Origin of the sequence: Actinomadura sp. NTSP31 (assembly GCF_041951385.1) — a bacterium.
Lineage (GTDB): Bacteria > Actinomycetota > Actinomycetes > Streptosporangiales > Streptosporangiaceae > Spirillospora > Spirillospora napierensis.
The window spans coordinates 46,465-71,880 of record NZ_JBGNUT010000023.1 but is presented as its reverse complement, the minus strand read 5'-3'; the positions used below and the strand labels follow the sequence as shown (position 1 = coordinate 71,880).

At 68.9% G+C, this 25,416-nt stretch carries 21 protein-coding genes and 2 pseudogenes; 9 read left to right on the top strand and 14 right to left on the bottom strand.

Annotation, left to right across the window (positions count from 1 at the left end):
• The first annotated feature begins 1 nt into the window (after position 1).
• The 3 genes from ACA514_RS32625 (at position 2) to ACA514_RS32615 (ending at position 1,588) form a co-directional block, all read left to right on the top strand.
• The gene (locus tag ACA514_RS32625) at positions 2–310 is read left to right on the top strand and encodes a hypothetical protein (RefSeq protein WP_375045118.1); all 309 of its coding nucleotides are present in this window, start codon (positions 2–4) and stop codon (positions 308–310) included.
• A gap of 16 nt (positions 311–326) precedes the next feature.
• Positions 327–1,025 (top strand): WXG100 family type VII secretion target, encoded by a 699-nt coding sequence (locus tag ACA514_RS32620; RefSeq protein ID WP_375045117.1) that lies wholly within the window; start codon positions 327–329, stop codon positions 1,023–1,025.
• A 290-nt stretch (positions 1,026–1,315) separates the two neighbouring features.
• Entirely contained in the window at positions 1,316–1,588 is a 273-nt protein-coding gene (locus tag ACA514_RS32615; RefSeq protein WP_375045116.1) for a hypothetical protein, read from the top strand.
• 6 nt (positions 1,589–1,594) lie between these two features.
• On the opposite strand, the pseudogene ACA514_RS32610 reads toward ACA514_RS32615, so the two are convergent.
• A pseudogene (locus tag ACA514_RS32610) lies at positions 1,595–1,960 on the bottom strand (transposase family protein); the annotation flags it as partial.
• Between the two features lie 185 nt (positions 1,961–2,145).
• Between ACA514_RS32610 and ACA514_RS32605 the strand changes: the two are divergent.
• Positions 2,146–2,721 carry a GNAT family N-acetyltransferase gene (locus tag ACA514_RS32605; protein WP_375045115.1) on the top strand — a complete coding sequence of 192 codons (576 nt, stop codon included), beginning with the start codon at positions 2,146–2,148 and terminating at the stop codon, positions 2,719–2,721.
• A gap of 310 nt (positions 2,722–3,031) precedes the next feature.
• Here ACA514_RS32605 and ACA514_RS32600 read toward each other — a convergent pair whose 3' ends face one another.
• Positions 3,032–4,015, bottom strand: coding sequence for an alpha/beta fold hydrolase (locus ACA514_RS32600; RefSeq protein ID WP_375045114.1), 984 nt, complete (start codon positions 4,013–4,015; stop codon positions 3,032–3,034).
• Positions 4,016–4,234: 219 nt separating this feature from the next.
• Here ACA514_RS32600 and ACA514_RS32595 point away from each other — a divergent pair.
• Positions 4,235–4,443 (top strand): annotated as a pseudogene (locus ACA514_RS32595) (dihydroxy-acid dehydratase); the annotation flags it as partial.
• A 682-nt stretch (positions 4,444–5,125) separates the two neighbouring features.
• Here the strand turns inward: ACA514_RS32595 and ACA514_RS32590 are convergent.
• The 4 genes from ACA514_RS32590 to ACA514_RS32575 all read right to left on the bottom strand — a co-directional run bounded on the left by ACA514_RS32590 (position 5,126) and on the right by ACA514_RS32575 (position 10,195).
• On the bottom strand, positions 5,126–5,680 hold the full coding sequence (locus ACA514_RS32590) for a hypothetical protein (RefSeq protein ID WP_375045113.1): 555 nt from the start codon (positions 5,678–5,680) through the stop codon (positions 5,126–5,128).
• Positions 5,681–5,683: 3 nt separating this feature from the next.
• The gene (locus tag ACA514_RS32585) at positions 5,684–7,729 is read right to left on the bottom strand and encodes a hypothetical protein (RefSeq protein ID WP_375045112.1); all 2,046 of its coding nucleotides are present in this window, start codon (positions 7,727–7,729) and stop codon (positions 5,684–5,686) included.
• Between the two features lie 6 nt (positions 7,730–7,735).
• Positions 7,736–8,056: a hypothetical protein gene (locus ACA514_RS32580; protein ID WP_375045111.1), complete on the bottom strand. Its 321-nt coding sequence runs from the start codon at positions 8,054–8,056 to the stop codon at positions 7,736–7,738.
• Between the two features lie 873 nt (positions 8,057–8,929).
• Positions 8,930–10,195, bottom strand: coding sequence for a PQQ-binding-like beta-propeller repeat protein (locus ACA514_RS32575; protein WP_375045110.1), 1,266 nt, complete (start codon positions 10,193–10,195; stop codon positions 8,930–8,932).
• Between the two features lie 653 nt (positions 10,196–10,848).
• Between ACA514_RS32575 and ACA514_RS32570 the strand changes: the two genes are divergently transcribed.
• Positions 10,849–11,400 (top strand): hypothetical protein, encoded by a 552-nt coding sequence (locus tag ACA514_RS32570; RefSeq protein ID WP_375045109.1) that lies wholly within the window; start codon positions 10,849–10,851, stop codon positions 11,398–11,400.
• 135 nt (positions 11,401–11,535) lie between these two features.
• On the opposite strand, the gene ACA514_RS32565 is transcribed toward ACA514_RS32570, so the two are convergent.
• The 7 genes from ACA514_RS32565 to eccD form a co-directional block, all read right to left on the bottom strand.
• A complete protein-coding gene (locus ACA514_RS32565; protein ID WP_375045108.1) occupies positions 11,536–12,939 on the bottom strand; it encodes a S8 family serine peptidase in 1,404 nt (467 codons plus the stop codon).
• Positions 12,940–13,020: 81 nt separating this feature from the next.
• Positions 13,021–14,211, bottom strand: a complete 1,191-nt coding sequence (locus ACA514_RS32560; RefSeq protein WP_375045107.1) for a hypothetical protein — start codon at positions 14,209–14,211, stop codon at positions 13,021–13,023.
• A 26-nt stretch (positions 14,212–14,237) separates the two neighbouring features.
• Positions 14,238–14,819: a hypothetical protein gene (locus ACA514_RS32555; protein WP_375045106.1), complete on the bottom strand. Its 582-nt coding sequence runs from the start codon at positions 14,817–14,819 to the stop codon at positions 14,238–14,240.
• Positions 14,820–14,916: 97 nt separating this feature from the next.
• Positions 14,917–15,210: a WXG100 family type VII secretion target gene (locus tag ACA514_RS32550; RefSeq protein WP_375045105.1), complete on the bottom strand. Its 294-nt coding sequence runs from the start codon at positions 15,208–15,210 to the stop codon at positions 14,917–14,919.
• A 46-nt stretch (positions 15,211–15,256) separates the two neighbouring features.
• On the bottom strand, positions 15,257–15,577 hold the full coding sequence (locus ACA514_RS32545; RefSeq protein ID WP_375045104.1) for a WXG100 family type VII secretion target: 321 nt from the start codon (positions 15,575–15,577) through the stop codon (positions 15,257–15,259).
• Positions 15,578–15,794: 217 nt separating this feature from the next.
• A complete protein-coding gene (gene eccB / locus ACA514_RS32540; protein WP_375045103.1) occupies positions 15,795–17,243 on the bottom strand; it encodes a type VII secretion protein EccB in 1,449 nt (482 codons plus the stop codon).
• A gap of 7 nt (positions 17,244–17,250) precedes the next feature.
• Complete coding sequence (gene eccD, locus ACA514_RS32535) at positions 17,251–18,651, bottom strand: type VII secretion integral membrane protein EccD (protein ID WP_375045102.1); 1,401 nt, start codon at positions 18,649–18,651, stop codon at positions 17,251–17,253.
• A gap of 86 nt (positions 18,652–18,737) precedes the next feature.
• Here eccD and ACA514_RS32530 point away from each other — a divergent pair, with 86 nt between their 5' ends.
• Positions 18,738–20,093, top strand: a complete 1,356-nt coding sequence (locus tag ACA514_RS32530) for an RNA-guided endonuclease InsQ/TnpB family protein (RefSeq protein ID WP_375045192.1) — start codon at positions 18,738–18,740, stop codon at positions 20,091–20,093.
• A 111-nt stretch (positions 20,094–20,204) separates the two neighbouring features.
• A complete protein-coding gene (gene eccCa, locus ACA514_RS32525) occupies positions 20,205–24,185 on the top strand; it encodes a type VII secretion protein EccCa (RefSeq protein WP_375045101.1) in 3,981 nt (1,326 codons plus the stop codon).
• Positions 24,186–24,188: 3 nt separating this feature from the next.
• On the opposite strand, the gene ACA514_RS32520 is transcribed toward eccCa, so the two are convergent.
• Complete coding sequence (locus ACA514_RS32520; RefSeq protein WP_375045100.1) at positions 24,189–24,638, bottom strand: MerR family transcriptional regulator; 450 nt, start codon at positions 24,636–24,638, stop codon at positions 24,189–24,191.
• A gap of 28 nt (positions 24,639–24,666) precedes the next feature.
• Here ACA514_RS32520 and ACA514_RS32515 point away from each other — a divergent pair, with 28 nt between their 5' ends.
• Positions 24,667–25,386 (top strand): methyltransferase domain-containing protein, encoded by a 720-nt coding sequence (locus ACA514_RS32515; protein WP_375045099.1) that lies wholly within the window; start codon positions 24,667–24,669, stop codon positions 25,384–25,386.
• The last annotated feature ends 30 nt before the right edge of the window (positions 25,387–25,416 follow it).

Here is a 25,416-nt window from a genome sequence, read left to right as displayed (position 1 = left end):
AATGTCCGAACTCCTTGTCGCAACCGCCGCATTGCGCCGGGCCTCGAAGTCGCTCACCCAGGCCGCGGCGGACTGGGCCGCGGCCGGCAGCGACCTGAACGGGGCGAAGCTCGGAGCGGATGATCTGGGCTATCTGGGGAGGGTCGCCAACATTCCCAGCAAGTACAACGCCGTCGTCGACGGCGTGTGGCAGCAGCTCGACAGCGGCCGCAACGTGCTCGCCCTGTCGGCGGTGAACCTTCGCATGACGGCGAACGAATACGACCACGCCGAGGACAAGAACCTCACGCTGATGCCGAAGCACGGCTGATGGGACGAGGAAGGCCATGACGACGATCCAGGAGGCCGTGCCCTTCCCGGAGGGCGCCGCGGCCACAGTGCGCAAGTGGGCCGACTTCTTCTTCTACCAGCCGGCGATCGACACCCTCGACCTCGTCAAGGACATGATCGGCCATCCGGACAATGTGCAGAGGGCCGTGAGCGCATGGGAGGCCTCGGCCAAGCACATGCAGGATTCGTCGCGCTCCGTCGCGACGGCTCGCGGGGACGTCGACACGTACTGGACCGGGGGCGCCGCGATGGGGTTCGCGGACTACGTCACCGAGGTGGACAAGAAGGTCACGGCCAACGTGACCGCCCTGCAGACGGCGGCGAAGGAGACGGCGACGCTCTACAGCACCCTTATCAACATGTACAAGAGCTGCGTCAACTACATCCTCGACTGCGCCAAGGCTCTCAGCAACTTCATCGGCGGCGCTCTCGGCGACTGGAAGACCTACCTCGGCGGATTGGCCGAGGCCACCGGCGTGGGCGCACCGGCCGGCTTCGCATTGCAGGCCTCGCATTTCACCGGCCTCCTGTCGAGCATGGTGGACAACGTCAAGAACGTCATCGACAACGCCATGGACGCCCACAGCGATCAGATCAAGGCTCTGAACAACGTCAGCGCCACCGTCGTGGCCATAGCACCGCCCGGCAACTCATCAGTAGGACTCAAGGACCCCAAAGCCTGGACACGCCGGTGATCGCACACGGGCCACCGCGCCACTACACCGCCGTGCTATGCACAATGCTGCTCACGGTCTCCGCCTGTTCCGCCGGCGGGAGCCCGAGCGAACCCACCCCCGGCAGCATCAGGATGCCCACGGTGGACCCCCCAGGACAGCAGTTCTCCATGCCCTCCGCCTGCATGCTGGCCACCGCCCATAGCAAGTCACTCCTGCTGGGCCGAAGACTCCAGGTACGGTCCCAGGAGTCAGGTGACAAGCACACCTATTGCCTGGCTTCCACAGCCCTTCACGGCGACGACAGATCCATGGCGACCGTGACGGTCAGCGCGTGGCCCACCGCCTCAGTCGCGTCACATTCAATTGCTTCTATCATCAGGTCCGGCAAGTGCAAGGAGATCACCGCCATCGCCGATTCCGCCTGCATGACAGTGGCCGCCGGACTGGTGAACGTGGACGTCGCCCGAGGAAACATCGATGTCATCACGACCTTCCGACTGATCGGCCTGGCACGAAACAACTCCAAAATCCCCGAATACGCGCAACAATACGCAGAAACGATTTCCCGAAGCATTCATTGACCCTTTTCACCGGTCTGAAAAGATGACGATCAGGCACTGAGCCTTTTTCAGCGTGACGTGGTCTCGCGGAGTTGCAGGGTGGACGGCTTTGGCGAGGCGGCCGGCGCGGTGGGGGCAGCAGCGCAGTTTCCACAGGATGCGCCATGACTCGAGCTGGGCGTTCGCTCGTTCTCCGGGCGCGCGGAGCTTGGCGTGTGCACGGTTGGCGTCCTTTTGCGGTTCGGGCTTGTGGCGCCCTTTGGAGGGCGTGAGGATATGCGCGCCGGCGCCCTGGTACGCCTTGTCGGCCAGCACGAGAAGTCCGGTGGCGGCCAACACCCGAATGAGACCTCAGATGCGGGCCGCGGCCAGGTCGTGGACCGAGCCGTGCAGCGCCGGGCCCTTGCTGCCGATCTTCTTGCGGTGCCGGCGGACGACGCCGGTGCCGGGTTCCGGGAGCCCTGGTCGCTTCGGTGTCCTGTCAGTTCCTTTAGGGCGATCGCCGCGTCGTTGAAGAGGACGTCGCCCGCAGTAATCCGTTTTGTGTGTCATCACGGCTCTCTGCCAGCATGAAACCCATGCGCCACCCTCTTGACACGCTGGACTGGCCGATCTCCACCCACCGACTGCTGTTGCGCCGCGCCACCCCCGACGACCTGGACGCGACCTGGGCCTTCCGGCAGTTGCCGGAGATTCACGAATGGGTTGGGGCCGCCACGACGACATACGACGGCTACCGCGAGCGTTTTCTCCGCGAGGAGCGGCTCGCAGACCTGCTCATCGTCGAACTGGACGGCCGGGTGATCGGCGATCTGACGCTGCAGGTCCAGGACGCTTGGGCCCAGGAGGAGGTCGCCGACCAGGCGAAAAACGTCCAAGGAGAGCTCGGGTGGACGTTGGATCCCTCCTACGGCGGCAAGGGCTACGCCACCGAAGCGGTACGTGCCCTCATCGACGTCGCCTTCGGGAGTCTTGGCCTGCGCCGCCTGCACGCGGAGTGTTTCTATGACAACGAACCTTCGTGGCGGCTGATGGAGCGGGTTGGGATGCGCCGCGAACAGCACACGGTGAAAGACTCTCTCCACCGCACCAGGGGATGGCTCGACGGTCTCTCATACGCGCTCCTGGCCGAGGAATGGCCCGCTCCCGAGTGATGGACCGCCCCGCTGTCCGATCTCAGCAGAGTTGGCACAGCCTCATCGACCCGACGCACTGCGGGCCGTGCGGCATTGCCCGGCCCTTGCTGCCGATCTTCTTGCGGTGCCAGCGGACGACGCCGGTGGCGCAGCCATACAGACCGCGACCATCACGTGATCAGCAGTCCCCACACCACCGCCGAAAAAGACTCAATGATCGCAATGCTGACCTTTAGCCGGTGAGGTGAAGAAGCTCCTGTAGACGGCTTGATCACCACATCTCGATGCCCGAACTCGGGATCGCGTTCGGGGCGTCGACCTGGATGCGTCACTCGAGGTCGGTGAGGAAGGCGAGCATGGCGGCGTTGACCTCGTCCGCTGCCTCCATCTGCACGAAATGCCCCGCGCCTTCGAGGACGTGAACGCCGCGCAGGCCGGGCACGAGGCCCTCCATCGCGGTCAGGGAACCGGCGCCCATGATCTCGTGAACAGGGTCGCGGTCGCCCACCACGAACAGCGTCGGGACGTTGACGGGCTCGTCCGGCCGGTTCTGCTTCTCCCGCCAGACGTGGTCGTTGGCGCGGTACCAGTTGAGACCACCGGTGAATCCCGTCCGGCTGAACTCGCCCACGTAAATGGCGAGTTCCGCCTCCGACATCCACGGCCACGGCAGCGGCGGCGCCTCGGGCAGGACATCGAGGTAGCCATTGCCTTCGCTGGGATGCCGCCACGTATCGAGGTACCGGTAGCCGCCGCTGAGCGCCCAGAACACATTTTTCAGAAAGCGTCCGGGCTCCCTGGCGAGTTCCTCGTCGGCCGTCCCGGGCTGCTGGAAGTAGTGCATGTGAGTGAAATGGCGCGTGGCCAACCGGGCGTAGAGCTCGCCCGGCGGACGGCTCGACACGAGGACGCGCGGCACGCTGAACTGGATGAGCGCCTTCACCCGCCCGGGCGCCCACTGCGGCAAGTCCCAAGTGAGGGACGCCCCGAAATCGTGCCCCGCGAAGACGGCCTCATCGATGTCCAGCGCGTCCAGCAGGCCCACCATGTCGGCCACGGTGTGCCGCCGGTCGTAGTCGCCCGGCGCGGCGGGACGGTCGCTCCGCCCGTACCCGCGCATGTCCGGCGCGATCGCCCGGTACCCGGCTGCGGCGAGCGCGGGAACCTGGTTCCGCCAGCTGTACCAGAGCCCCGGAAAGCCATGGCACATCACCACGGGCAGCCCCTCGCCCTGCTCGACCACGTGAAGGCTGACGTCCCCCACGTCCACCATGCGGTGGGTAACGCCTCGCCTGCCCGGCCCTGAACTCATGGACGGATTCTCACAACCCGCCCACCTTCAACACCAGCCCTCCCACTCACCGAGACCCCGCCACCGCCCGATGAGATTCCGCGCACCCTGGCCTGGACGACATCCGTCCGTACGACCTGATTGCCTACGTCCACAGCGCCGTCTTGCGCGCCGCCGCGAACGTGCGGTGCGGCGGACGATTGACGGAGCCCTCATGCGACACCAAGTCGGCGAGCAGGTCCGCCCCTCGCCGTCCTCCAGGACCGGGGCCACCGCGTCGCGCTTGTCACGGACGGCCGCACGTCGGGGGCGTCGGGCCGGTGCCCGCCGCGATCCACGTGTCGCCGGAGGCGGCGGCCGGCGGGTCGCTGGCCCGGGTCCGGGACGGCGACGCCGTCCGGCTCGACCCCGACCGCGGTGCCCTGGAGATCCTCGTCCCGGACGAGGAGTTCGCGGCCCTCCCCCTGGACGGCGAGACCGACATCGCCGTCATCGAGCCGTCCCCGGACACACCGCCGCCCGGCGACCCCAGGCTGCTGGAGGAGGCGCTCGACCTGATCGTCCCGGTGGGGCACCTCCTGTCCGGGCGGGGCGTCGTCCGGTTGGAGGACGCCGCGTCCGAGGCGTGGATCAGCGTCCACCCCGACGCATGCGGTCACACCGGCAGTCATGGCCTACTGCGCCGCCGCCGGTTCCACGCCACGGATCGCGCACGCCGCCACGTCCTGGCCGCTGGTCGCGAACGGCCTCGGCCTGTCCCGGGTGCCGCGCCTCGCGGACGGGTTCGCCGACCAGCCGGTGATCCGGGTGCCGCTGACCGGCGCCGCCGTCCCGACGCGGCGCGTGCTGACCCGCGTCCGCCGGGGCAGCCGGGGGAACCCGCTGATCGAGCGCGGGCTGCGCGCGCATCCGCAATGCCGTCGCCCGACCGCTACGTCCCCCTCCTGCAGACGGTCAGGGCGACAAGGGAGGGGCCGATGAGAGCAGCGCCGACTCCCATTTCATAGGCGACAACCTCTCACCAAAGACTTTTATGTCACCCCAGATGCCATCGTCGGTACCGCCGATCACTCCGCCTGCAGCAACTTTGGCGGCCATTCCATGCGACAGCCCGCCCACAGAGCCGATCAACTACGGACGATATTTTCGCATTACATCATGTGCGAGTCGCCGAAAATCCGCTTCATGAAGTTCCGGGCAGGTCGAGGGGCACACTTTGACGGAGTCGACCGGCACATAATTGATCCAGACAATGACGTTGTCATAGCGAAGCGCAATGTGCATGTACCAGTAGGTGCCGTAATACCACTCCCATATTTCGTCGACCTTGCCGATCTTCGCCGGCGGGGTTCGGACGAAGGCCTGGGGAGTTCTGTATTCGGTGACAGCGCGAGCGGCCCGCCGGCTCCCACCGAGGTCCCCCCTGCCCGAAAATCTCTGAACTTTGACCATCAGGTCTTCATGGCCGCGCGTCCAAGAGCAGATAGCGGTGTCCTCGCCGATTTTCTGACCCTTCCTGGCCGGATCGGACACCAGGAGTTGAGCATCCCTGAAGGGGACGAGGGAGCACGGGTCCGCCAGTCTTCGCGACCGATTCACCAGCCACCACGCCGCGGCGGCGGCTACTAAAATGACGCCAACGATGACGATGACACCCGTTCGCCGGCGAATGATCCCGTGCCGCACTCATCACCCTCCGGAGCCCTGGATCGTCACACCGCCCGCGTGATCTCGCGCCTGAGAGAATTCGAGTTGCGCCCGCTCGTTCAAATGAGCCATATCGCCATCACCATATTTGGCGGCTTCGCGTGCAAGGAAGTTGACATAGTCCTCGGTCCGGCCCGTATTCATCGCCGATTGCGCCGATGCAGCCTCTGAAGTGTTGTGTTGCGCCGACTTGAACGCCTCATTGACCCCGCCCGAGAGGAGTTCTCCCACACCTGGGACCGGAATTCGACCAGCGACGTTCCCGACCACGAGGTTCGTGACCTTTTGATACCGGCCCAGTGCTTGGTTGTACTGTGCGTCCGATTTGCTGGCGTCGGCACGGATCGCTTCGTTCTCCCCGTGATCCAGCGTCCCGAGGACCCGGGCGGCGGCATCGAGGTCACCGGCCGGATGATGCCCGTGCATCAGTTGGTGCGCGTGCAATTGTTCTGCGGTATAGACGACGGCGTAGTCATTGGGATCCTTGGCCAGGTCGGCGAGAACACGGCGATAGTTGTCGGTGTTACCGTCGAGGTTCTGGCCGAGGAATTTGCCATGCACGTCGTTGATGTCGTTGGCGATGACATTCGAAACGTGGCCGCGCAGGCCGTCCGGAATGTGACCGTTGAGCCCGCCGTAGTCAGTCGGTTTCCCGATGGTCTCGATCGTGTGGCGGGCGATCTCGGCGGAAGCCGGATCCGTACCGGCGTCGGCGGTCGCGGACTCGAGTGCGCCGCCGAACATGCCCATCGCCGGCGGCTGGTAGTTCTTGGGCACCGCCGGTTCGCTGAAGTCGAGGGGCCACCGGCGCTGGGTGAGGAAGTAGTCGATCTTGCCATGGTCGGAGAAGAACTGCCTGGACGCGTCAGGGTTGTCGGCCATGGCACGCATGAGGCCGTACATTGGATCGTTGCCCGCGCCACTGCCGTCGCTGATGTTGAGATGCAGGCGACCGTTCAACCCGGTTGGGCTGTTCTCCTGCCAGATTCCAGGATGGCTCTTTTCGAAGTCGTACAAGTCCCCACCGACGTCCTTGAGGAAGGATGTCGAATAGTGACCGCTGCGCATGAGGTTTCCCAGGATCTGGTAACCGTAGGGTTGGTAGTTGCGCAGGCCGATGTCCATTTTCTGCTTGCCGGCGGCTTCGAGCTGCTTCACCCATGCATCCGGAACGTGCTGATGGTTGGCGGGGTCTGTTCCGGCCGCCAGCGCCGTACCCATCTGGCGCTGGAGGTCGCCCAGCAGCGCCGTGCGTCCCTTGTCGCCGCCGTACGGATCCATCGTCGAGAGGACCCCGCCGAATCGGAGCGTCCCCTGGGGACCGAGATCGTTGAGGAACGCTGTGGCGAACAGGGGGTTGCCCGAGTTCTGCTTGAGCAGGTCGTCAAGTTCTTTCAGCTCGGCCTCACTCAAGATCGGAGCCTTCTTCGCCAACTCCGCCGCCCGCTTGGCCTGGGCGGCCAACTTGGCGTCATTCGCCGCCTGGGTATCGGCGTCCGGCATGGCGACCCCCCACCTGCGCAGCTGCTGAGCCGTCGCCTGGTCCGCCTTGGTGGCGCGGTCGACCGCATCCTTGATCAGCTTCGCGATGTTGTCGACAACGCCCTGCATCTGCTTTTGGCGCTGCGCCGCGAGGTCGGACTGGCCGGCCGGCACAGGGATCTTCGGAGCGGTGACCTTGGAGCCGTCGCTGGAGACCGCCACGTTGCTGCGACGGGCGGCATCGAGGGCACTGTGCAACTCCCGTTGGGCGCTGGTGATCTCCTCCGAAAGAGCGCGCAGGACTCCGGCCACCTGACGCATCTCGTCGACGGCGTCCGTCGTGGCCTGCTCGACGTTTCCGCAATGTGCGGCCGCGGCTTGTGCCGCCGGGCCAGCCCACACGTCGGGGCGCTGCATCGGCCGGAAGACCTGGGAGGTCAGGTGTCCGGCCTCGTCATCGAGTTTCGCCGCGCAGTGAGTCCACGACTTGGCCGTCTCGCTGAAGAGTTCCGGCTTGGCCCTGAGCAGCTGGTCAAAGCTCACCATGTCGCTTCACTGCCCCCCGATCTGCCGGACGTGGTGAATGACCCGCTGCTCCGCCTCGTGATAGTGCTGAACGGAGGTGTGCAACCTGCTGCCCACATCGGTCGCCTGGCCGCCCAGCTTGCCGATGTTGCCGGTCCATGCAGTTGCGCATTGCGACAACGCCGAGCCCGACTCCCAACCGGCATGGCCGGTGGCCGCGTCTCGCGACGGCCCTTCGATCACCTTCGGCAATTCGGCGATGCGCTTGCCGATCGAATCGGCCTTGCGTGCGATACCGGTCAGTTCACCGCGATGGACCCGGAACTCAATCCCGTCGGCGGTCACCATGGGGGTAGTCATGCGTGTTCCTCTGCGGTTCTAGAGCGGAGACGATCACGCCGCCGGCCCACGATTCCACTTGGTTCCGCCTCGCACCACGACGGCTCTCCGCCGACGGCGAGGCTTCAGCTCGGCCCACCGCACGTCCGCCTCCAGCGGAAGGAAGACGGCGCCACCAGGGTCCGGCGGAATCTTTCCGCGCCTGGCAAGACAAGTCAAGGCTTAGTCAATAAGGGAACCATGCCGTGCCCGCTACCTCCGCCTTTGCCGGTCAGGGAGGTCTCCGACCATAACCACCGAGATGCCCGTCCCGGGCAGCACAGCGACACGGCCGGGCCATGCCGCCCAGGCCGTCAGCCCTCGCTGCTCATTCCGGCAGTGGGTCCACGACTGCGATCTTGAGTCATCGACAAGACCTGCGGGTTGCCCGTCGCATCCGCACTGGAGAGAAGATGAGGTCGCCCAGGACGTCCTAACCAGGGTCAATTGGCGTTGGCAGGTGTGGTGGTGAAGGTGAGGCCCGTGGTGGTGAGGCAACTGTTGATCACGCCGGGGTTGAGGTCGGAGGCGTGAGCAGGTCAGTAGAACGCCGTCAGCCAGTCGGCGTGGGCGTCGATGAACGCGCGCATGGCCGCGGAGTGGTGGACGTTCAGGTTGTCCCAGATCAGCACGGTTTCCCCGGGTAACCGCTGGTGGCCGGCATGCAGCATGCTCTTGTACTCGGCCCGGGTGAAGCTGGCGCGTTCGCCCTTGCGGCGGCGGTAATAGTGCAGCCGGTAGATCAGCCGGGGCCGGCGCCCGAGCCGGCAGCAGACCGTCCCGGTGACCGAGACCGCCCGCCGTGGTCGCCGCCGTCCACCCTCACCTGCGACCGGTGCTCATTTAGTTGCCGATCGAGGTAATTGTTACCTGTCCTCTCTCTGAGAGATCACCTGATGTGGCGATAAATAGGGATCCGTTTCCTGCGGCGATCCAGAAGGCTTTGGCCTTCAGTGGCGGTCGCACTCCAGTCGGCGACGCTTGATCGGTCGCCGCCACTTTGATGGATCCGTCCTGTTGGATTCCGTATGCTCGGATGCCATCGAATGTTGCCTTTCGTACCTTCTCCGAAAGGTTCACGATCGAGGCGCGGGCTCCACTGGTGCCCATGACGGCGAAGTAATGCTTCCCATGCCTCAGGAACGGAATTATCATCCTGCCGCCAGCCGTTGCCAGTGGGGAAAGCGGTCCCCAGAAGTCATAGGCCTCGGCCTCGTCCAGGACTGTCCTGACTTGACCTGATGGGCTTTGGGCGATCAGCCTGTGCGAGTCCTTTGCAGTTCCCTGCTCGAATATCCCGTAGCCGTCATCGTTGATGCCGACGAACCTGTCACCCGCGGACGATAGAGGAGAGTCGTCCGGCGTCACCGTGCCATGGCGCCACGCGGCCCGACCCGATGCGGCGTCCACCGAGACGACGGCGTTTCTCGTGCCGCATGTGACCGGAATGGCGAGCCAGTTCTTGCTGACGTATCGCTTCGTTTCGACGCTGCCGGGTTGAGTCAACCGGGATGCGTCGGGGGTGCAGCCGTAGAGCTGCTGCCGACCGATACCCCACCTGATGCGCCCGGTCTGGCTGTCGACGCCGCGAATGGTGCGGTCGTCGGACGAGACCACGGGAACTGTCGCCGACGTAGCCAACGCTTGAAGCTCATCGGAATACGGGATCAACGCGCCGGGTGGTGATGGTGATCCCCAGGAGACCTGACCGGTCGGCGCTTTGATGCTGAGCCAGCGTCCACCGCGGGTCGCGACGACCACCTGCTGACCGCTGACCGCGAACGCCGCGACTCCCGAGCGGTCAAAGGTGATGCTGCGCCACAGGGTCGCGCCCGTCCGGGCGTTGAGAGCCTCAAGCCCCTGGGGCGACGCGGTAACCAGGGCTCCTCCCACCAGGGCCAGGTCTCTGATGCCGCCTGTCACTTGAACGGGGGCGAGCCTCCTCGTCCACGCGGCGTTCCAATGTCCCGGCGTGGGGCCTGCGGTGGTGATCGGAGGGACGGACGTGGGCGCAGCGGGCGAACCAGACCGCAAATGCGTGGAGACGCAGCTCGAAACGAACATGCACGCGAGGGCCAGCACCGCTGCTTTACCGGTTCGTACTGTCATGAGCGCCTCTCTGCGGACGACTCTTATCCCGCCACTGGCGGTGAGAGGCGCTGCGTCCATCCCCAACGCTCCAGGATGGTTATGCGTGTTCCTCTGTGGGGCCACAGCGGAGATGCGGCGGAATCTTCCGTGTAGGGCAGGACGAGTCAAGCGGTAGTCAGGAAGTTCGCCGGCCGCCGTCCGGGCCGAGGGGCCGGGCAAGCTCGCCTTCACTTCCGGGACGTCCAGGGCCGGCTTCGCTTCGGTGTTAATCTCACGGCGTATCTAGTGGGCCGGTCGTACGTGGTTTGGGGGCTCGAGGGTTGGCTGAGGGTTCGCGGCCGGAGTTCGTGGCTCCCGACCAGCAGTTGGACGGCTCGTACCGGGACGCGGTCGAGCCCGGTGCCACGGGCACGGACGAGGCGGGGCCGGAGTTCGCCCCGCCAGAGCCGCCTGCAGAGCGCTCAGAAGGGCTCTCAGAGCCTCCGGAGGCGTCGCGGCGGCCCGCTCTCGGGTGGACGAGGAAGAAGCGGGTCGCGATTGCAGGGGCGGCCGCAGCGGCTCTCGTGGTCGCGGGCGGCGTCGCTTGGGGCGTCTCGGGCTCGGCTGACGAGACCCCGCCGAAACTTCACTTCGCAGCGCTGCCGGAGGCTTGTCAGTCGCCGTCCGCTGGTGTGCTGTCCAAGTACCTGCCAGCGGCGGGGAAGCCGACGCCGGACACCGGTGGTCTTGCCGGCGACCAGCAGTATGTGGCGTGCGAATGGCGCGAGCCGCTCACCGCCGAGAAGGGCAAGACGCTCGTCGCGCGGCATCTGCGCGTTGCCACGCGGCTGTTCGTCGGCACGTCCGGGCTCACCGACGCCGAGTCCGATTACCGGTCGGCCTGGCGGACGTCCTCGCAGGGAACGATCACCGACAGCATCGGATCCACCCACAACGAGGCCCCGCAACTGGTGCGCGGACTCGGCAACGAAGCATTCCTGCATCACCGCGTGACGACGACCGCGGTCGGACGCAGCGGCACCTCCAGAATGGTCGTCCGCACGGAGAACGCCGTCATCACCGTGGACTTTGATGGCGCGACCTACCCCCTCGCCCATGACGGAGTCGCGGTCCAGAGCAAGGGCGTTCCGCTGGACGAATCCGTCACCCGCATAGCGGCCGACGCGATCGCCCGCGACGTCGCCGCGGCCCTGACCTCCTGCAAGACCTGCCTACGCCACTGATCCAAGGCCGGCTGAACCGACAGATCATGCCGGGATACAGGCTTCCGTGTCGCGTGGACGAGCTCTACGCCGCCCCTGAGGTGACGAAAGGGGCGGACGGAGGCCAGGCCCCCGTCCGCCTGCTGACGGGCGCGATCAGTCCGATGGCGGTGCCAGGTTCCGGTTGGGCTGTCCTTGCGGTGCGGGCGGTCCCGGATTCGGGTACGGCCCGTCTTGTGGCGGCTGCCCCTGGTAGGGTCGGCCAGGCTGCGGGGGCAGCGGCTGGCCGCCGGTGTGGCCTCCGAAGGACGGGGGCGTGCCCGGCTGTCCCATCGGCTGTGGCCCGTTCGGGAAGGGGCCCGACGCGTACGGCTGCCCGCCGGCACCGCTGGGCTTCCGGCGGCGGAGCACGATGATGAGCCCGACACCGACCACCACGACGACCACGACGATGACGCCGGCGATGAGCGGCGTGTTCGAGCCGCCGGAGTCACCGCTGTCGCTCTTCGTAGCGGGTGCGCCCTGATTGCCGCCGCCGGTGGAACCCTTGACCTCGGCCTTGTCGAGCCGCTCGTAGACCGGATTCTTCGCGTTCTGCGGAACGTTGTTCTTCAACGCCCGCGTAATGCTGATGACGCCGTAGCCGAGTTGGTCGTCCTTGCCCGGCTTCCCGAAGTCCTTCGCCGTGTTGGTGAGAAGTTGGACAGTGCGTCGCGCCGTCATCTGCGGGTACTTGCTACGGATGAGCGCAACCGCCCCAGACGTCAGAGCGGTCGCCTGGCTCGTCCCCTCGCCGTTGTTATAGACGTGCCCTGTCTTGCCCATACCGCCGACACCGGCGCCCGGTGCGGCGACCGTGACGTAGTCCTGCCGTTGGGTGTGCTCCCATGGGTTGCCCTGGTGGTCGACGGCACCGACCGCGAGCACGCCCGGACAGGAGCCGGGAATCTCCACATCGTTGTTGTAGTCGCCCGAGTTACCGGAAGCCGCGACGACCACGACGTTCTTCTTCTCGGCGTACTTGAGCGCCTCGACCATCTTGGGCGGGCAGTGGTTCGGATAGACCGCGGACGATGCTCCCTGCGAGAAATTGATCACCTTGGCGCCATGGTCCGCCGCGTAGCGGATCACGGCGGAGGTGGCGTCCGGGGAGAGACCCGGTTCGTGCATCGGGAGGATCTTCGCTTCGGGGGCGATGCCGTAGAACCCGGTATGCGTGCCTCGAGAGGCGATGAGACTGGCCATGGCGGTGCCATGGCCCTCTTCGGGGTCCTGGTCCTGCGTTGCGTCACTGGCCGTGGGTTGCCCGGACGCGTTGAAGGCCTTGCCCGGCACGACGGCGTCCTTCAGGTCGGGCAGCGAGCTGTTGACGCCCGTGTCGACCACCGCGACGGTCACGCCGGCGCCCTTGCTCTGCGGCCACACGTCCGTCCTGATCCCCCAGGAGTCGAACCACCACTCCTTCTGCTCGACAGGTCCCGCATGGGCCGCGGTCACCGGCCCGAGAGCCAGGCCCATCGCGGCCGCCGTCGCCGCCGCCGCTTGGATCAGCCGTCGCATTGTCCTATCCCATCCAGATGCGGAAAGGGCGGACGGAGGTCAAGGCCCCCGTCCGCCCAGATCATGTCAGTGCCGCGGCGATCAACCGATCACCGGAGGTGCGGTGTCATCGTCGGCTCCCCAGACGTCCTCGTCCTCGGACAGCCAGGTGGTGCGCTCGCGCTCCTCTTCTTCGCCGCCGCCGTGGCCGCCGTGGCCCATGGGCATGCCGCCCATACGCCCCGCGCCCGCGCCCTTTCCGGCGGCACCGGCGCCACCCGCGAGGCCGCCGCCGGCCGCTCCGATCCCGCCCGGGGTCGCGCCGAAGCCGCCTAGGCCGCCGCCCGCACCGGCGCCACCGCCGAGGCCGCCGGGGTCGGCACCGAAGCCGCCACCGCCACCGCCGCCGAGGCCGGTGGGCATGCCGCCACCGCCACCGCCGCCACCGGGGAAGCCCGACAGGTCGCTGCCAAGGCCGCCGCTTCCGTCCAGTCCGGTGCCGCCGCCGCTGCCGATGCCTCCTAGGCCGCCGGGGTCGCTGCCGAAGCCACCGCTGCCACCGGCGCCGGCGCCGGGCAGGTGCGGTCCTCCGTCACCGACCGGAGCGAACGGGCTGGAACCGCCGGAGCCACCGCTGCCGGCGCCGAACTTGCCGAGGCCGCCCGGGTCGCTGCCGAAGCCGGCGCCACCGCCGCCGGAGCCACCACCGGGAAGGCCGCCACCGCCGCCGCCGAAGCCGCCACCGCCGCCCGAGCCCGGACCTCCGGGGCCGGTCGGCTTGTCACTCAGCCCGCCATGGTCCTCGGGAAGGTCCTTGGTGATCTGCGCCGGGTGGGCGTTGAACGCCTCGCCGGTCCGGTTCAGGAACCGCTGCATCAGTTCCCGGCCGTGCTTGTCGTCGCCGCCGGTGTGGATGAGGCCGTCACTGGCGTCCTGGCCGGCCTGCTTGTACCAGTCGAGGATCTGCGTGCCGTACCACTTGTAGGTACTGGCGTTCGTGTGGCTGTTGTTCGACAGCTTGATGGCGGTCGAGTGCACCTGCTGGAGCTGCTGGACGGCCTTCTTGGCCTCGTCGCCCTTCCAGTGCTTGACGAGCGTCTCTGCGAACCCGCGCAACGCGGTGCTCATCTCCGCGAGGGCGTCCGCCGCGTCGGAGTAGGCAGTGCCGGCGTCCTTGACCGGCGCCGAGTTGATGCTCGACAACTTCTTCTTGACGTCGTCGAGGCTCATCCCGTCGGCAGTCGGCTTGGACCACGACTGAGAGCCGCGGATGACGTAGTACTCCTGTCCCATGGCTGTACCTCCCTCCGTTGGACGGTCTACTTGAAGTTGGCGTTGCCGCCGGGCTTGACGCTGTTGACCTGCTGCTGGGTCTTGCCGTGGGCGGCCTCGTAGCCGTCCGCGGTCGCCTTCAGCTTCTCGATCACACCGTTGTAGGCCTCGGTGATGTTCTTGATGTAGGTGCCGAAGCCGTCGCGGGACTGGTTGGCGAGGTCGACGAAGCTCTCGCTGCCCGGGACGCCGCCGAGGTGCCCGGTGGTGATGGCGATCTGCTGGACCTTGCCGAGGCGCTGCTGCCAGCCGGTGAACTGGCTGTGCATCTTGCTGGCCAGGTCCCGCAGCTCCTGCGGGTCGACCTCGTATCCGTCGTCGGCCTCGACGCCCCACTTCTCGTCGTCGGGCTGGGAACCGCGCGGGACGGCGTTGGAGGGGTCCGTCGGGCTCTTGGCGGGGACGCCGTACTGGTAGTAGAGCTGCCGCTGCTCGTACTCAGGAAGGTTGTCCCACTCCTGCTGGGTCAACCCGTGCTGGGTTTGGACCTGGCTGTACTCGCCGGCGCCGGTCGTGTAGGTGTAGTCGACCTTCGCGAGCGCCTCAGGCGGCAGGTTGTACTTGCTCATAGCTCATCCTCCTGGCGAATGGCCTCCGGACCCCCCTGGCACGCCTACGCCGTGCGGCCCGGCGGGGGCGGCACGACGTAGGCGGTCCAGCGGTCGTTCAGCCCCAGATGCCCTGGTTGCGGCGCTCCGCGGCGCTGTAGTTGCTGTGCGCCTCGCCGATGACGACGCCGAGCTGGTTGAGGACCTGGCCCATGTGGGCGGCGGCGGCGTCCCACGTGCGCTTGGCCTCCCAGTAGGCGCCCTGGGCGCTGCCCTCCCACTGCGAGAGGTGCTGCTCCAGGCTCTTCTCCAGGTCGTGGAGCTCGTCGGTCAGGGCGCGGTAGGCCAGCGAGAAGTCGGCCTGCGCCTGCTGCATGGTGCCGAAGTTTGCCTTGGTGTAGCTGTCGCTCACGTCACGAGTCCTTCGCGTTCAGGGGTCGACGGGGGTGGGAGGACGATCAGGTGCTGCCGTTGAGCAGCTGGTTGATCTTGTTGACCGCCTCGGTCTGCTCCTGCTCGGTCGACTCGTAGGTGATCTTCGTGTGGGTGAGCTTCTCGTGCATGCCGTCCAGCGCGGTGCGGACCTTGTTCATCTCGGTCTGGAACTCGTTGAAGACCCGGTCGAACGACACCGAGGCGTTGCCGGCCCAGCCGGCCATCAGCGACGACTTGTGGCCCTCGAGCTGGCTCTGCAGGCCCTTGACGATGTTCGCGGAGTCCTCGATCCGCGTCGCCGCCTGCTGCATTGCGTTTCTGTCGACTGCGGACTGTCCACCCACAGTGTCACCTCCGTTTGCGAGTCTGTGGCGCCGCGCTCCAGGAGCCGAGGGGCTCTGGCGCGCGGCCTGCCCGGGGAGCACTCCTGAGGCACGAAATGTCAGCGATCATAGGTCGTATGTCCCGCCTATGTCGACGTGAATGATGATCTAGCGGTTCATGGCGGGATGGGAGTATTGGTGTGATCTACGTCACATCGTATTACGGACATTCCCTTCGTCAGCCATGGACGGTCGGAATCGGCTTTCGGGCCTGGGTCGGGTCCAGTGCGGGGCCCTGCGGGATCAGGTGCACCACGCTGGACGGCACCGGCGCGGCCTTCTTGGCGTCGTAGCCGAGCTTCTTCGCCACGTCCGCCGACGGCAGCGCGAACCGGATGCCCTGGTCGTTGACGAGCGACAGCGACCCCGAGCCCTCGCCGGCGGAGGTGGACGCGTCGCCGCCGCCCGGCACCAGGCTCATCAGCGCCGCGCCGCCCGGCGGCAGCACCATCTGGTCCACGGTGCCCGCCCCGCCGGCCGACCCCGACCCGAGCACCCCCGCGGACGGGGCGGGCAGCGATCCGCCGACGGTCAGGTGCGAGGTGGACGACCCGACCGGGAAGACCGAGCACAGCGGGGTGGACGGGTCCCACTTGGCGAACTTCGGCAGCGTCGGCGGCAGGTTCTGGTCGAGCAGCCGGGTGCCGGAGGTGATCCGCTGCGCGGACGACACGTCGGTGTCGACCGGCCGCGCGCTCGCGCCCGGGTAGGCCTGGCTCTCGTTGGGGTCCAGCAGCAGCAACTGTGCCTGCGTCGCGTTGATCTGCGACAGCCCGTCCTGGAGCATCACGTACCAGAGGGTCTGCCCGCCCGCGCCGGTCTGCGCCCGGAACACCTGGCCGACCCGGGCCTGCCCGCCGCCGGGGCCGGGGACCGTCTGGCCGCGCCCGGGGACGTTCGGGGCGCCGAACGCGCCGGCCGACGGGATGGCGTTCAGCCACGTCGGGGGCACCTTCGCCGCGTCGGGGCCGTTCGTCAGCACCGGCACCTGGTTCAGCGGCAGGGACAGCGGCATCCGGTGGTCCTTCCAGATCACCCACGGGCTGCCGCTGGACTGCACCACCAGCGCCTCGCCGTCGCCGAGCCCGCGCCCGCCCACGTTCCGGCCGGCGGCCAGCGCGGTCAGCTCCTGCGGCACGCCGTTGGCGGCCTGCGTCTCGCGCACGCACACCGACCACGGGCCGCGGATGAGCTGGCCGCTGTCGGGCAGCGAGTCCGGCGCGCCCTGGATGCCGATCATCGCGCCGCGCTCGAACCCGTCCAGCGACTTGCGGGACACGCTGCGGCGGGTGACCTTGTCGGAGTTCAGCGCCAGCATCGCCGAGGCGTAGTTGGCGACCGGGAACATCTTCTTGGTGTTGGCGTCGTAGATGTACTTGGTGCCGGTCTCCTTCTCGATGATGAGGACGCCCGCCTCGTCGAGCCCCTTCGCGCCGCCCGGCGACAGCACCCCCCAGATGCCGAAGACCGCGATGACGAGCAGGCCGACCATCACGCCGCCGAACGCGGCCGCCGACAGCCGCCGCATCGGCGACTCGGCGACGTCGGGCTCGCCCTGCAGCAGCGCGAGCCCGACGCGCTGCGTCATCAGGCGGTGCGCCTGGTAGAGATCCCGCCGGCTCTGCATCAGCGCCTCACCCGGCCAGCCCGCGGACGCGGGAGTAGATGTCCAGCACCGCGAGCGCCAGCGGGATCAGGGAGATCATCACGAGGATGTCGAGGATGTCGCCCCAGCGTCCCCAGAACGGCGTCGGCTTGTGCGTCGGCAGCCACAGCGTCACGCCGACGACGATGCCGACGATCACCAGCAGCGGGACGAGCGCGGCGGCCAGCGCGACGACCTGGTCGCCGTGCAGCGCGACCCCGATCACCGTCAGCACCAGCCCGAACAGCCCGACGACCAGCATCCAGGCGCGCTGGGACACGCCGCGGAAGACGCGGGCGCGCAGCAGCAGCGACACCGACATCACCGCGCTCGTCGCGGGCCCGGCCCAGCCGCCGGAGTTGAACAGGAACAGCATCGCGCCGGCCGCGACGAGCGCGATCGAGGCGATGAGGCCGGTGGAGAAGCGGTCCGCGGCGGCCGTGCGGGCGAGGACCATCCGGCCGTCGACCGTCTCGGTGTCGCGGCGCAGCTCCTCCGCGCTGGACGGGACGGGCGGCAGCGGCACCCGCGCCAGCTTGAACGACAGCGACGGGACCGCCGCGATGAACATCATCACCACGACCGCGGCGACCGCGGCGATCCCGGCGGCGGGCAGGTCGTCGAAGGCGAACCCGACGCCGGAGCCGACCGCGCCGACGAACCCGGCGAACGCCACGCCGAGGAACACCGGCAGCCCGTCCGCGATGCCGAACGCGGCGATGATCGCGGCGAGCGCGGCGACCCCGAACCCGGCGAGCAGGTGGGGCGCGCCGAGGTCGAACAGCTCAAGGCCCTTGCGGGCGGGCGCCAGCGCCCCGGCGAGGAAGGCGTACGGCAGCGCGGCGTACCCGAGGACGACGCCTGCGCCGGAGTCGGCGACGGCGCGCGACAGCACCATGGCGACGACGAGCGTCAGCAGCGCGATGAGGCCGGACGCGGCCGCCGGAATGATCCACGGCGGCCCGGACAGCGCGATGACGACGGCGCCGACGACCAGCGCGACCCCGGCCGCGCCGAGCCCGAACGAGCGGGTCGTGGTGGGGCGCCAGCGGTCCGACCGCTCCCGGATGCCGGTGGCGATGACGTCGGCGACGTCGTCGAACGACATCTCCGGCAGCTGCGCCATCCGCGGCCGGAAGTACAGGATCTCCCCGTCCCGCACGCCGAGCGCGCTCATCGTCTGCGCCGGGTCGAAGGGGTTGCCGTCCAGCCGCTGCAGCACCCAGCCGGAGTGCGCGAGACCGGCATCGGCCATGTTCTCTCCGGCGGCCCGCAGCAGGGTCGGGAGCATGTGCGCGAGCGGCACGTCGGCGGGCAGGGACACGTCGATGCGCCGCCGCGGCGCGACGATGGTGACCCTGCACAGTTCGGTTGTGGCGGGGGAATTCACGGGGCGCCCACAGCGTGAAGGCCCCGCCTGTTAAGCCGGGGACGGGACGCGGCCGGGTATAGCACAGCACTCTCCGGGTTTTGTCGGTGACGGTCGGTAGGTTTACCGGCATGTCCCGCTACCGTCTCCAGCCAACGCCCGCCCAGGAGCATGCGTTGCTGAAGCACTGCAGACATGCCCGGTTCGTCTGGAACCTGGCTTGCGAGCAGCACGCCTGCCGGCGGTCGGGCCGCGGACCCGCGCCGGGGTTCGCCGAGCAGTGCCGCCAGCTCACCCAGGCGCGTGCGGAGTTCGCCTGGCTGCGGGCCGGGTCGGTAACGGTGCAGCAGCAGGCCCTCAAGGACTTCACCCAAGCGATGGGCAACTTCTTCGCCGGAACGCATCGCCGACCGACCTGGCGCAAGGCCGGACGACACGAGGGATTCCGGATCGTGGCGGTCAAACCCGATGCGGTGCGGCGGGTGTCGCGGCGGGTGGGGCAGGTGAAGGTCCCGAAGGTGGGGTGGGTGCGGTTCCGCTGGTCCCGGCCCGTCCCCAACGGAGTCAGGTCCTACCGCATCACCCAGGACCGAGCCGGACGCTGGCATGTCGCCTTCGCTGCCATCCCCGACCCCGTTCCAGCGCCGGGAACCGGCGAGGCGGTAGGGGTTGACCGTGGCGTGGCCGTCAGCGCCGCGCTGTCGACCGGTGACCTGCTGCGAGTCCCCGGCCTGCGGGACGGCGAGCGGGACCGGCTGGGGCGGCTGCTGCGCAAGCTCTCTCGCGCTCGGCGCGGTTCCCGGCGGCGGGCAAGGATCAAGGCCGCCATCGCCCGGCTGAAAGCCCGCGAGAGCGACCGGCGCAAGGACTGGGTGGAGAAGACTTCCACTGAGCTGGCACGCCGGTTCGACGTGATCGGCGTCGAAGACCTCAACATCACGGGTATGACCCGGTCGGCACACGGCACGATCGAAGCGCCGGGCCGCAACGCCGGGCGGAAGGCCGAGCTGAACCGGAGAATCCTCGCCGCCGGATGGGGAGCTCTGGTGGCCCGGCTGGAGCACAAGGCGCCCGGACGCGTCGTCAAGATCAATCCGCGGTACACGTCGCAGACCTGCAACGCCTGCAAGCATGTCGCCAGGGAGAGCCGCAAGAGCCAAGCCCTCTTCCTGTGCGTCGCCTGCGGGCACGGTGTCAACGCTGATGTGAACGCGGCCCGCAACATACGTGATACGGCCGCAGGGCATGCGGTTGCTGCACGGGGAGGCCGGCCGTTGGGCGGGCCCGCGAACCGTGAACCCCAACACGACCACCTCCTCACGAGTACCGGTTGCCGTTGGAATCCTCCTACGTTCACCGAGGGAGGGGATGTCAAGGGAGCTCCCGTCCTTCAGGTCCCAGGTCGGTCGGATCGGGATCCACCGCCGCGGGGCCTAAGGATCGACGCGCAGCTTAGGATGTGACGTCCGATTACGCTAAATCAACACCAAACTCCACCAACCTGCGGGTCGGTCGTGCTCCCGTCGTATCGCGGCCGCCCCCGGGACGAGTGGGCCCGCGAAGGGAACGCCCAGGTGAGCACGATCCTCGTCAAGCGCAAGGAGCGCCGGAAACCGCCCCCTGCCCCGAAGGGCGAGCTGCTCCTTGAGTCGCCCCCGGAGATCCCGGAGATGCAGAGCGGCGGCATGCAGGCGGTGCTCACCTACCTGCCGATGGCCGTCATGCCGGTGATGATGGGCCTGATGATGGTCGGCGGCGGCACCAAGTCGCCGATGATGATGATCAGCAGCGGCGGCATGGCGCTGGCCATGGGCGGCATGATGATCGGGCAGCTGGGCCGCGGCTCCGGCGAGCGCAAGTTCAAGCTGAACGGCGCGCGCCGCGACTACTTCCGCTACCTGAGCCAGGTGCGGCGCCGGGTGCGGCGCGCCGCCGACCAGCAGCGCGAGTCGCTGGAGTGGAACAGCCCCGAGCCCGACTCGCTGTGGTCGCTGGTGATGAGCGCGCGGATCTGGGAGCGCCGCCCCGCCGACGCCGACTTCGGCAATGTGCGGATCGGCGCCGGCCCGCAGAAGCTCGCCGTCCAGCTGATCCCGCCGGAGACCAAGCCCATCGAGGACCTGGAGCCGATGACGGCGGGCGCGCTGCGCCGGTTCGTGCGCGCGCACTCCACCGTCCCGAACCTGCCGGTCGCGGTGTCGCTGCCGTCGTTCTCGCGGATCCTGCCGATGGGCGACATCGACGCCGTCCGCGGCATGGTCCGCTCGATGATCGCGCAGCTGACGGCGTTCCACTCCCCCGACGACATGCGGGTCAGCGTGTGCGCGTCCGCCGAGGCGATGCCGCACTGGGACTGGATCAAGTGGCTGCCGCACTCGATGCACCCGACGGTGACGGACGCCGCCGGGCCCGTCCGGCTGATGGCGGGCAGCCTGTCGGAGCTGGAGCGGATGTTCGGCACCGAGGTGAAGGACCGCGCCCGGTTCACCCCCGGCCTGTCGCAGAACGACCTGCCCTACCACGTCGTCATCGTGGACGGCGGCGCCGTCACCCCCGACTCGCAGATCGGCTCGGACGGCATCGAGGGCGTCTGCGTGATCGACCTCACCGGGCACGTCGCGCCGACCGCCGACAACACGATGCTGCGGCTGCGGGTCGCCGCCGACAAGATGGCGATGCTGCGCCGCGACCGCACCGGCAAGGACGTCGCCAGCTCCCTCGGCCGGCCCGACCAGTACAGCTACGTCCAGGCGGACGGCCTCGCGCGGCAGCTCGCGCCGCTGCGGGCCAGCGCCGCCACCGGCCCGGAGATGGACGCGCTGTCGGCCGCGACGACGCTGACGACGCTGCTGGGCGTCCCCGACCCGGCCCGGATCGACGCGCGGCAGGCGTGGCAGCCGCGCGCGCCGCGCAACCGGCTGCGCGTCCCGATCGGCCTGGACGCCGACGGCCGCCCCATCGAGCTCGACATCAAGGAGGCCGCGCAGGGCGGGTACGGCCCGCACGGCCTGTGCATCGGCGCGACCGGTTCCGGCAAGTCGGAGCTGCTGCGCACGCTCGTCCTCGGCCTGGCGATGACGCACTCGTCGGAGGTGCTGAACTTCGTCCTCGTCGACTTCAAGGGCGGCGCGACGTTCCTCGGCATGGACGGCCTCCAGCACGTCTCCGCCATCATCACCAACCTGGAGGACGAGCTCCCCCTCGTCGACCGCATGTACGACGCGCTGCACGGCGAGATGGTGCGGCGCCAGGAGTGGCTGCGGCAGGCCGGCAACTACGCCTCGTTGCGCGACTACGAGAAGGCCCGCGAGCAGGGCGCGCCGCTCAAGCCGATGCCGACGCTGTTCGTGGTGCTGGACGAGTTCTCCGAGCTGCTGTCCGCCAAGCCCGACTTCGCCGAGCTGTTCGTCATGATCGGACGGCTCGGCCGGTCCCTCGGCGTGCACCTGCTGCTGGCCTCGCAGCGCCTGGAGGAGGGCAAGCTGCGCGGCCTCGACACGCACCTGTCGTACCGGATCGGCCTCCGCACGTTCTCGGCGATGGAGTCGCGGGTCGTCCTCGGCGTCCCCGACGCCTACGAGCTGCCGCAGGCGCCCGGCAACGGCTACCTGAAGATCGGCACCGAGACGATGACGCGGTTCCGCGCCGCGTACGTGTCGGGGGCGTACCGGCCGGAGGAGGACGCCGGCGGGAGCCAGGGGCAGCAGGGGCCGCGGCAGCTCGCGCAGATCGTCCCGTTCACGCCCGCCTACGTGCAGCCGCGGATGCAGGAGCAGCCGCAGGACCAGCAGCGGGCCAAGGAGGACGACGGCCCGCAGATCAGCCTGTTCGACCTCGTCGTCAAGCAGCTCGCCGGGCACGGCCCGCCCCCGCACCAGATCTGGCTGCCGCCGCTGGAGGACTCCTCCACCCTCGACCAGGTCCTGCCGAACCTGCAGCAGACCCCCGACTTCGGCTTCACCACCGCCGGGTGGGACGGCCGCGGGCAGCTGCACGCGTTCGCCGGCATCGTCGACAAGCCGTTCGACCAGCGCCGCGACCCCATGTGGCTGGACCTGTCCGGCGCCGCCGGGCACGTCGGCGTGGCGGGCAACCCGCAGGCCGGCAAGTCGACGCTGCTGCGGACCCTCATCACCTCCCTCGCGCTGATGCACACCCCGCAGGAGGTGCAGTTCTACTGCCTGGACTTCGGCGGCGGCGCGCTCGCCCCGCTCGCCGACCTCCCGCACGTCGGCGGCGTCGCGAGCCGCCTCGACCCCGACCGCGTCCGCCGCACCGTCGCGGAGGTGTCGGGGCTGCTGGAGTCGCGGGAGCGGTTCTTCACCGAGCGCGGCATCGACTCGATCGGCACCTACCGGCGGCTGCGCGCCTCCGGGCAGATCCCCGGCGACGGCTTCGGCGACGTGTTCCTCGTCGTCGACAACTGGCTGACCGTCCGGCAGGAGTTCGAGGCGGTCGAGGCGACCATCACCGACCTCGCCGCCCGCGGCCTCGGCTACGGCATCCACATCGTCGCCGCGACCAACAAGTGGTCGGAGTTCCGGCTCACCATCCGCGATCTGTTCGGCACCAAGCTCGAACTCAAGCTCGGCGATCCCTACGAGTCGGAGATGGACCGCAAGCTCGCCGCGAACGTCCCCGAGGGCCGTCCCGGCCGCGGCATCACCCGCGAGGGCCTGCACTTCCTCGGCGCGCTGCCCCGCGTCGACGGCCGCCCGTCCTCCCAGGACCTCTCCGACGGCGTCAAGCACCTGGTGGAGACGGTCCGGGCCGGCTGGCAGGGCCGTCCCGGCGCGCCGCAGGTCCGGATGCTGCCGGACGTGCTGCCGCTGACGTCGCTGCCGCAGGTGGCCGAGACCGGCAAGCGGATCCCGATCGGCATCGACGAGGACACGCTGTCGCCCGTCCTGCTCGACTTCGAGAACGACCCGCACTTCGTCGTCCTCGGCGACAACGAGTGCGGCAAGTCGAACCTGCTGCGCGTCATCGTCGACTCCATCAAGGCGCGCTACACCACCGACGAGGCCCGCATCATCATGCTCGACTACCGCCGCGCCCTGCTCGACTGGGCCGAGAGCGAGCACGTCATCGGGTTCGCGGCGTCCTCGACGGCCGCGGCCGGGCTGATGAAGGACGTCAACGGCGCCCTGGTCAACCGGCTCCCGCCGTCCGATCTGACGCCCGAGCAGCTGCGGAACCGGTCCTGGTGGAGCGGGTCGGAGCTGTTCCTCATCGTGGACGACTACGACCTGGTCGCCACCCCGTCCGGCAACCCGCTCGCGCAGCTCGCCGAGCTGCTGCCGCAGGCCCGCGACATCGGCATGCACCTGATCCTGTCGCGGACCATGGGCGGCGCGGGCCGCGCCATGTTCGACCCGGTCATGCAGCGGCTGAAGGACATGGCGAGCCCGGCGCTGATCATGTCCGGGAACAAGGACGAGGGCAACCTGTTCGACGTCCGCCCGGGGCCCCTGCCCGTCGGCCGGGGCACCCATTCCGACCGCCGCGCCGGCAAGCGCCTCATCCAGACCGCCTTCCACGACGGCGGTCAGTAGCGGTCACGCGTGGCGAGCCCCGGGCCCTCGGCCGGCCCGGGGCTCTTCCATGTGCTCGGCGTCCATGTGCCGGGTGATCGCCGCCTGGAAGTGGCGGCACTCGGCGATGTCGTCGTGATCGCAGGTCAGGGCGCATTCGATGACGTCGAGCGCCGCGCGGGCGGCGGCGATCCGGGCGGCGAGGTCGTCGCGCCGGCGGCGCAGGATCTCCTGCCGCCGCCCGGCGTCCGAGGTCGCCAGCATCCCGCGGATGTCCTCCAGCCCGAGACCGGCCTCCTTCGCCCGGAGGATGACCGCGATCCGGTAGAGGTCCGCGCGCCGGTACCGGCGGCGGTCCCCGGCGGCCCGCTCCGGGTGCAGCAGCCCGGCCGACTCCCAGTGCCGCAGCACATGCGTCGCGAGCCCGAAGCGCCCGGCGACCTCCCCGATGCCCATCGTGGCGCTTGACTTCATGTCGACATTAAGTCGCAGCATGGCCGGCATGTCCACGGATCTGATCGCCAGGCTCGACGCCGCCGACGCCGCCCCGGGCGCGGCCCGGCTGCGCGCCCGCACCTACGACCTGCTCCGCGCCGCGCCCGGCGCGCCCGGCGCGCTCGTCGCCGACATCGGCTGCGGCGCCGGACGGGCCGTCGCCGAACTCACCGCCCGGGGCGTCCGGGCGGTGGGGCTCGACCTCGACGAACGCATGATCGCGGTGGCCCGCACCCGGCTGCCGGACGCCGACCTCCGCGTCGCCGACGCCCGCGCCCTGCCCTTCCGCGCCGGCGAACTCGCGGGCTACCGCGCCGACAAGGTCCTGCACAACCTGGCCGACCCCGGGCCCGCGCTGTCGGAGGCACGCCGCGTCCTCGCCCCGGGCGGACGCATCGTGCTGTGCGGCCAGGACTGGGACACCCTCGTCCTCGACTCCTCGCTCCCGGACCTGACCCGCGCCCTCGTCCACGCCCGCGCCGACCAGATCCCGTCCCCGCGAGCCGCCCGCCAGTACCGCAACCTCCTCCTGAACGCCGGCTTCCACGACGTGGACGTCGAGATCCACACGGCCGTGTTCACCGACGGCGCGATCCTCCCCATGCTCGCCGCCCTCGCCGAGACCCGCCTCGCCGACGACTGGCTAGCCGACCAGCGCGAACGCGCCCGGACCGGGCGCCTGTTCGCGGCCATCCCCTTCTTCGTGGCCTCCGCCACCAACCCCTGACACGTGGAGTTGCGGCGCGTCGTCGTCATG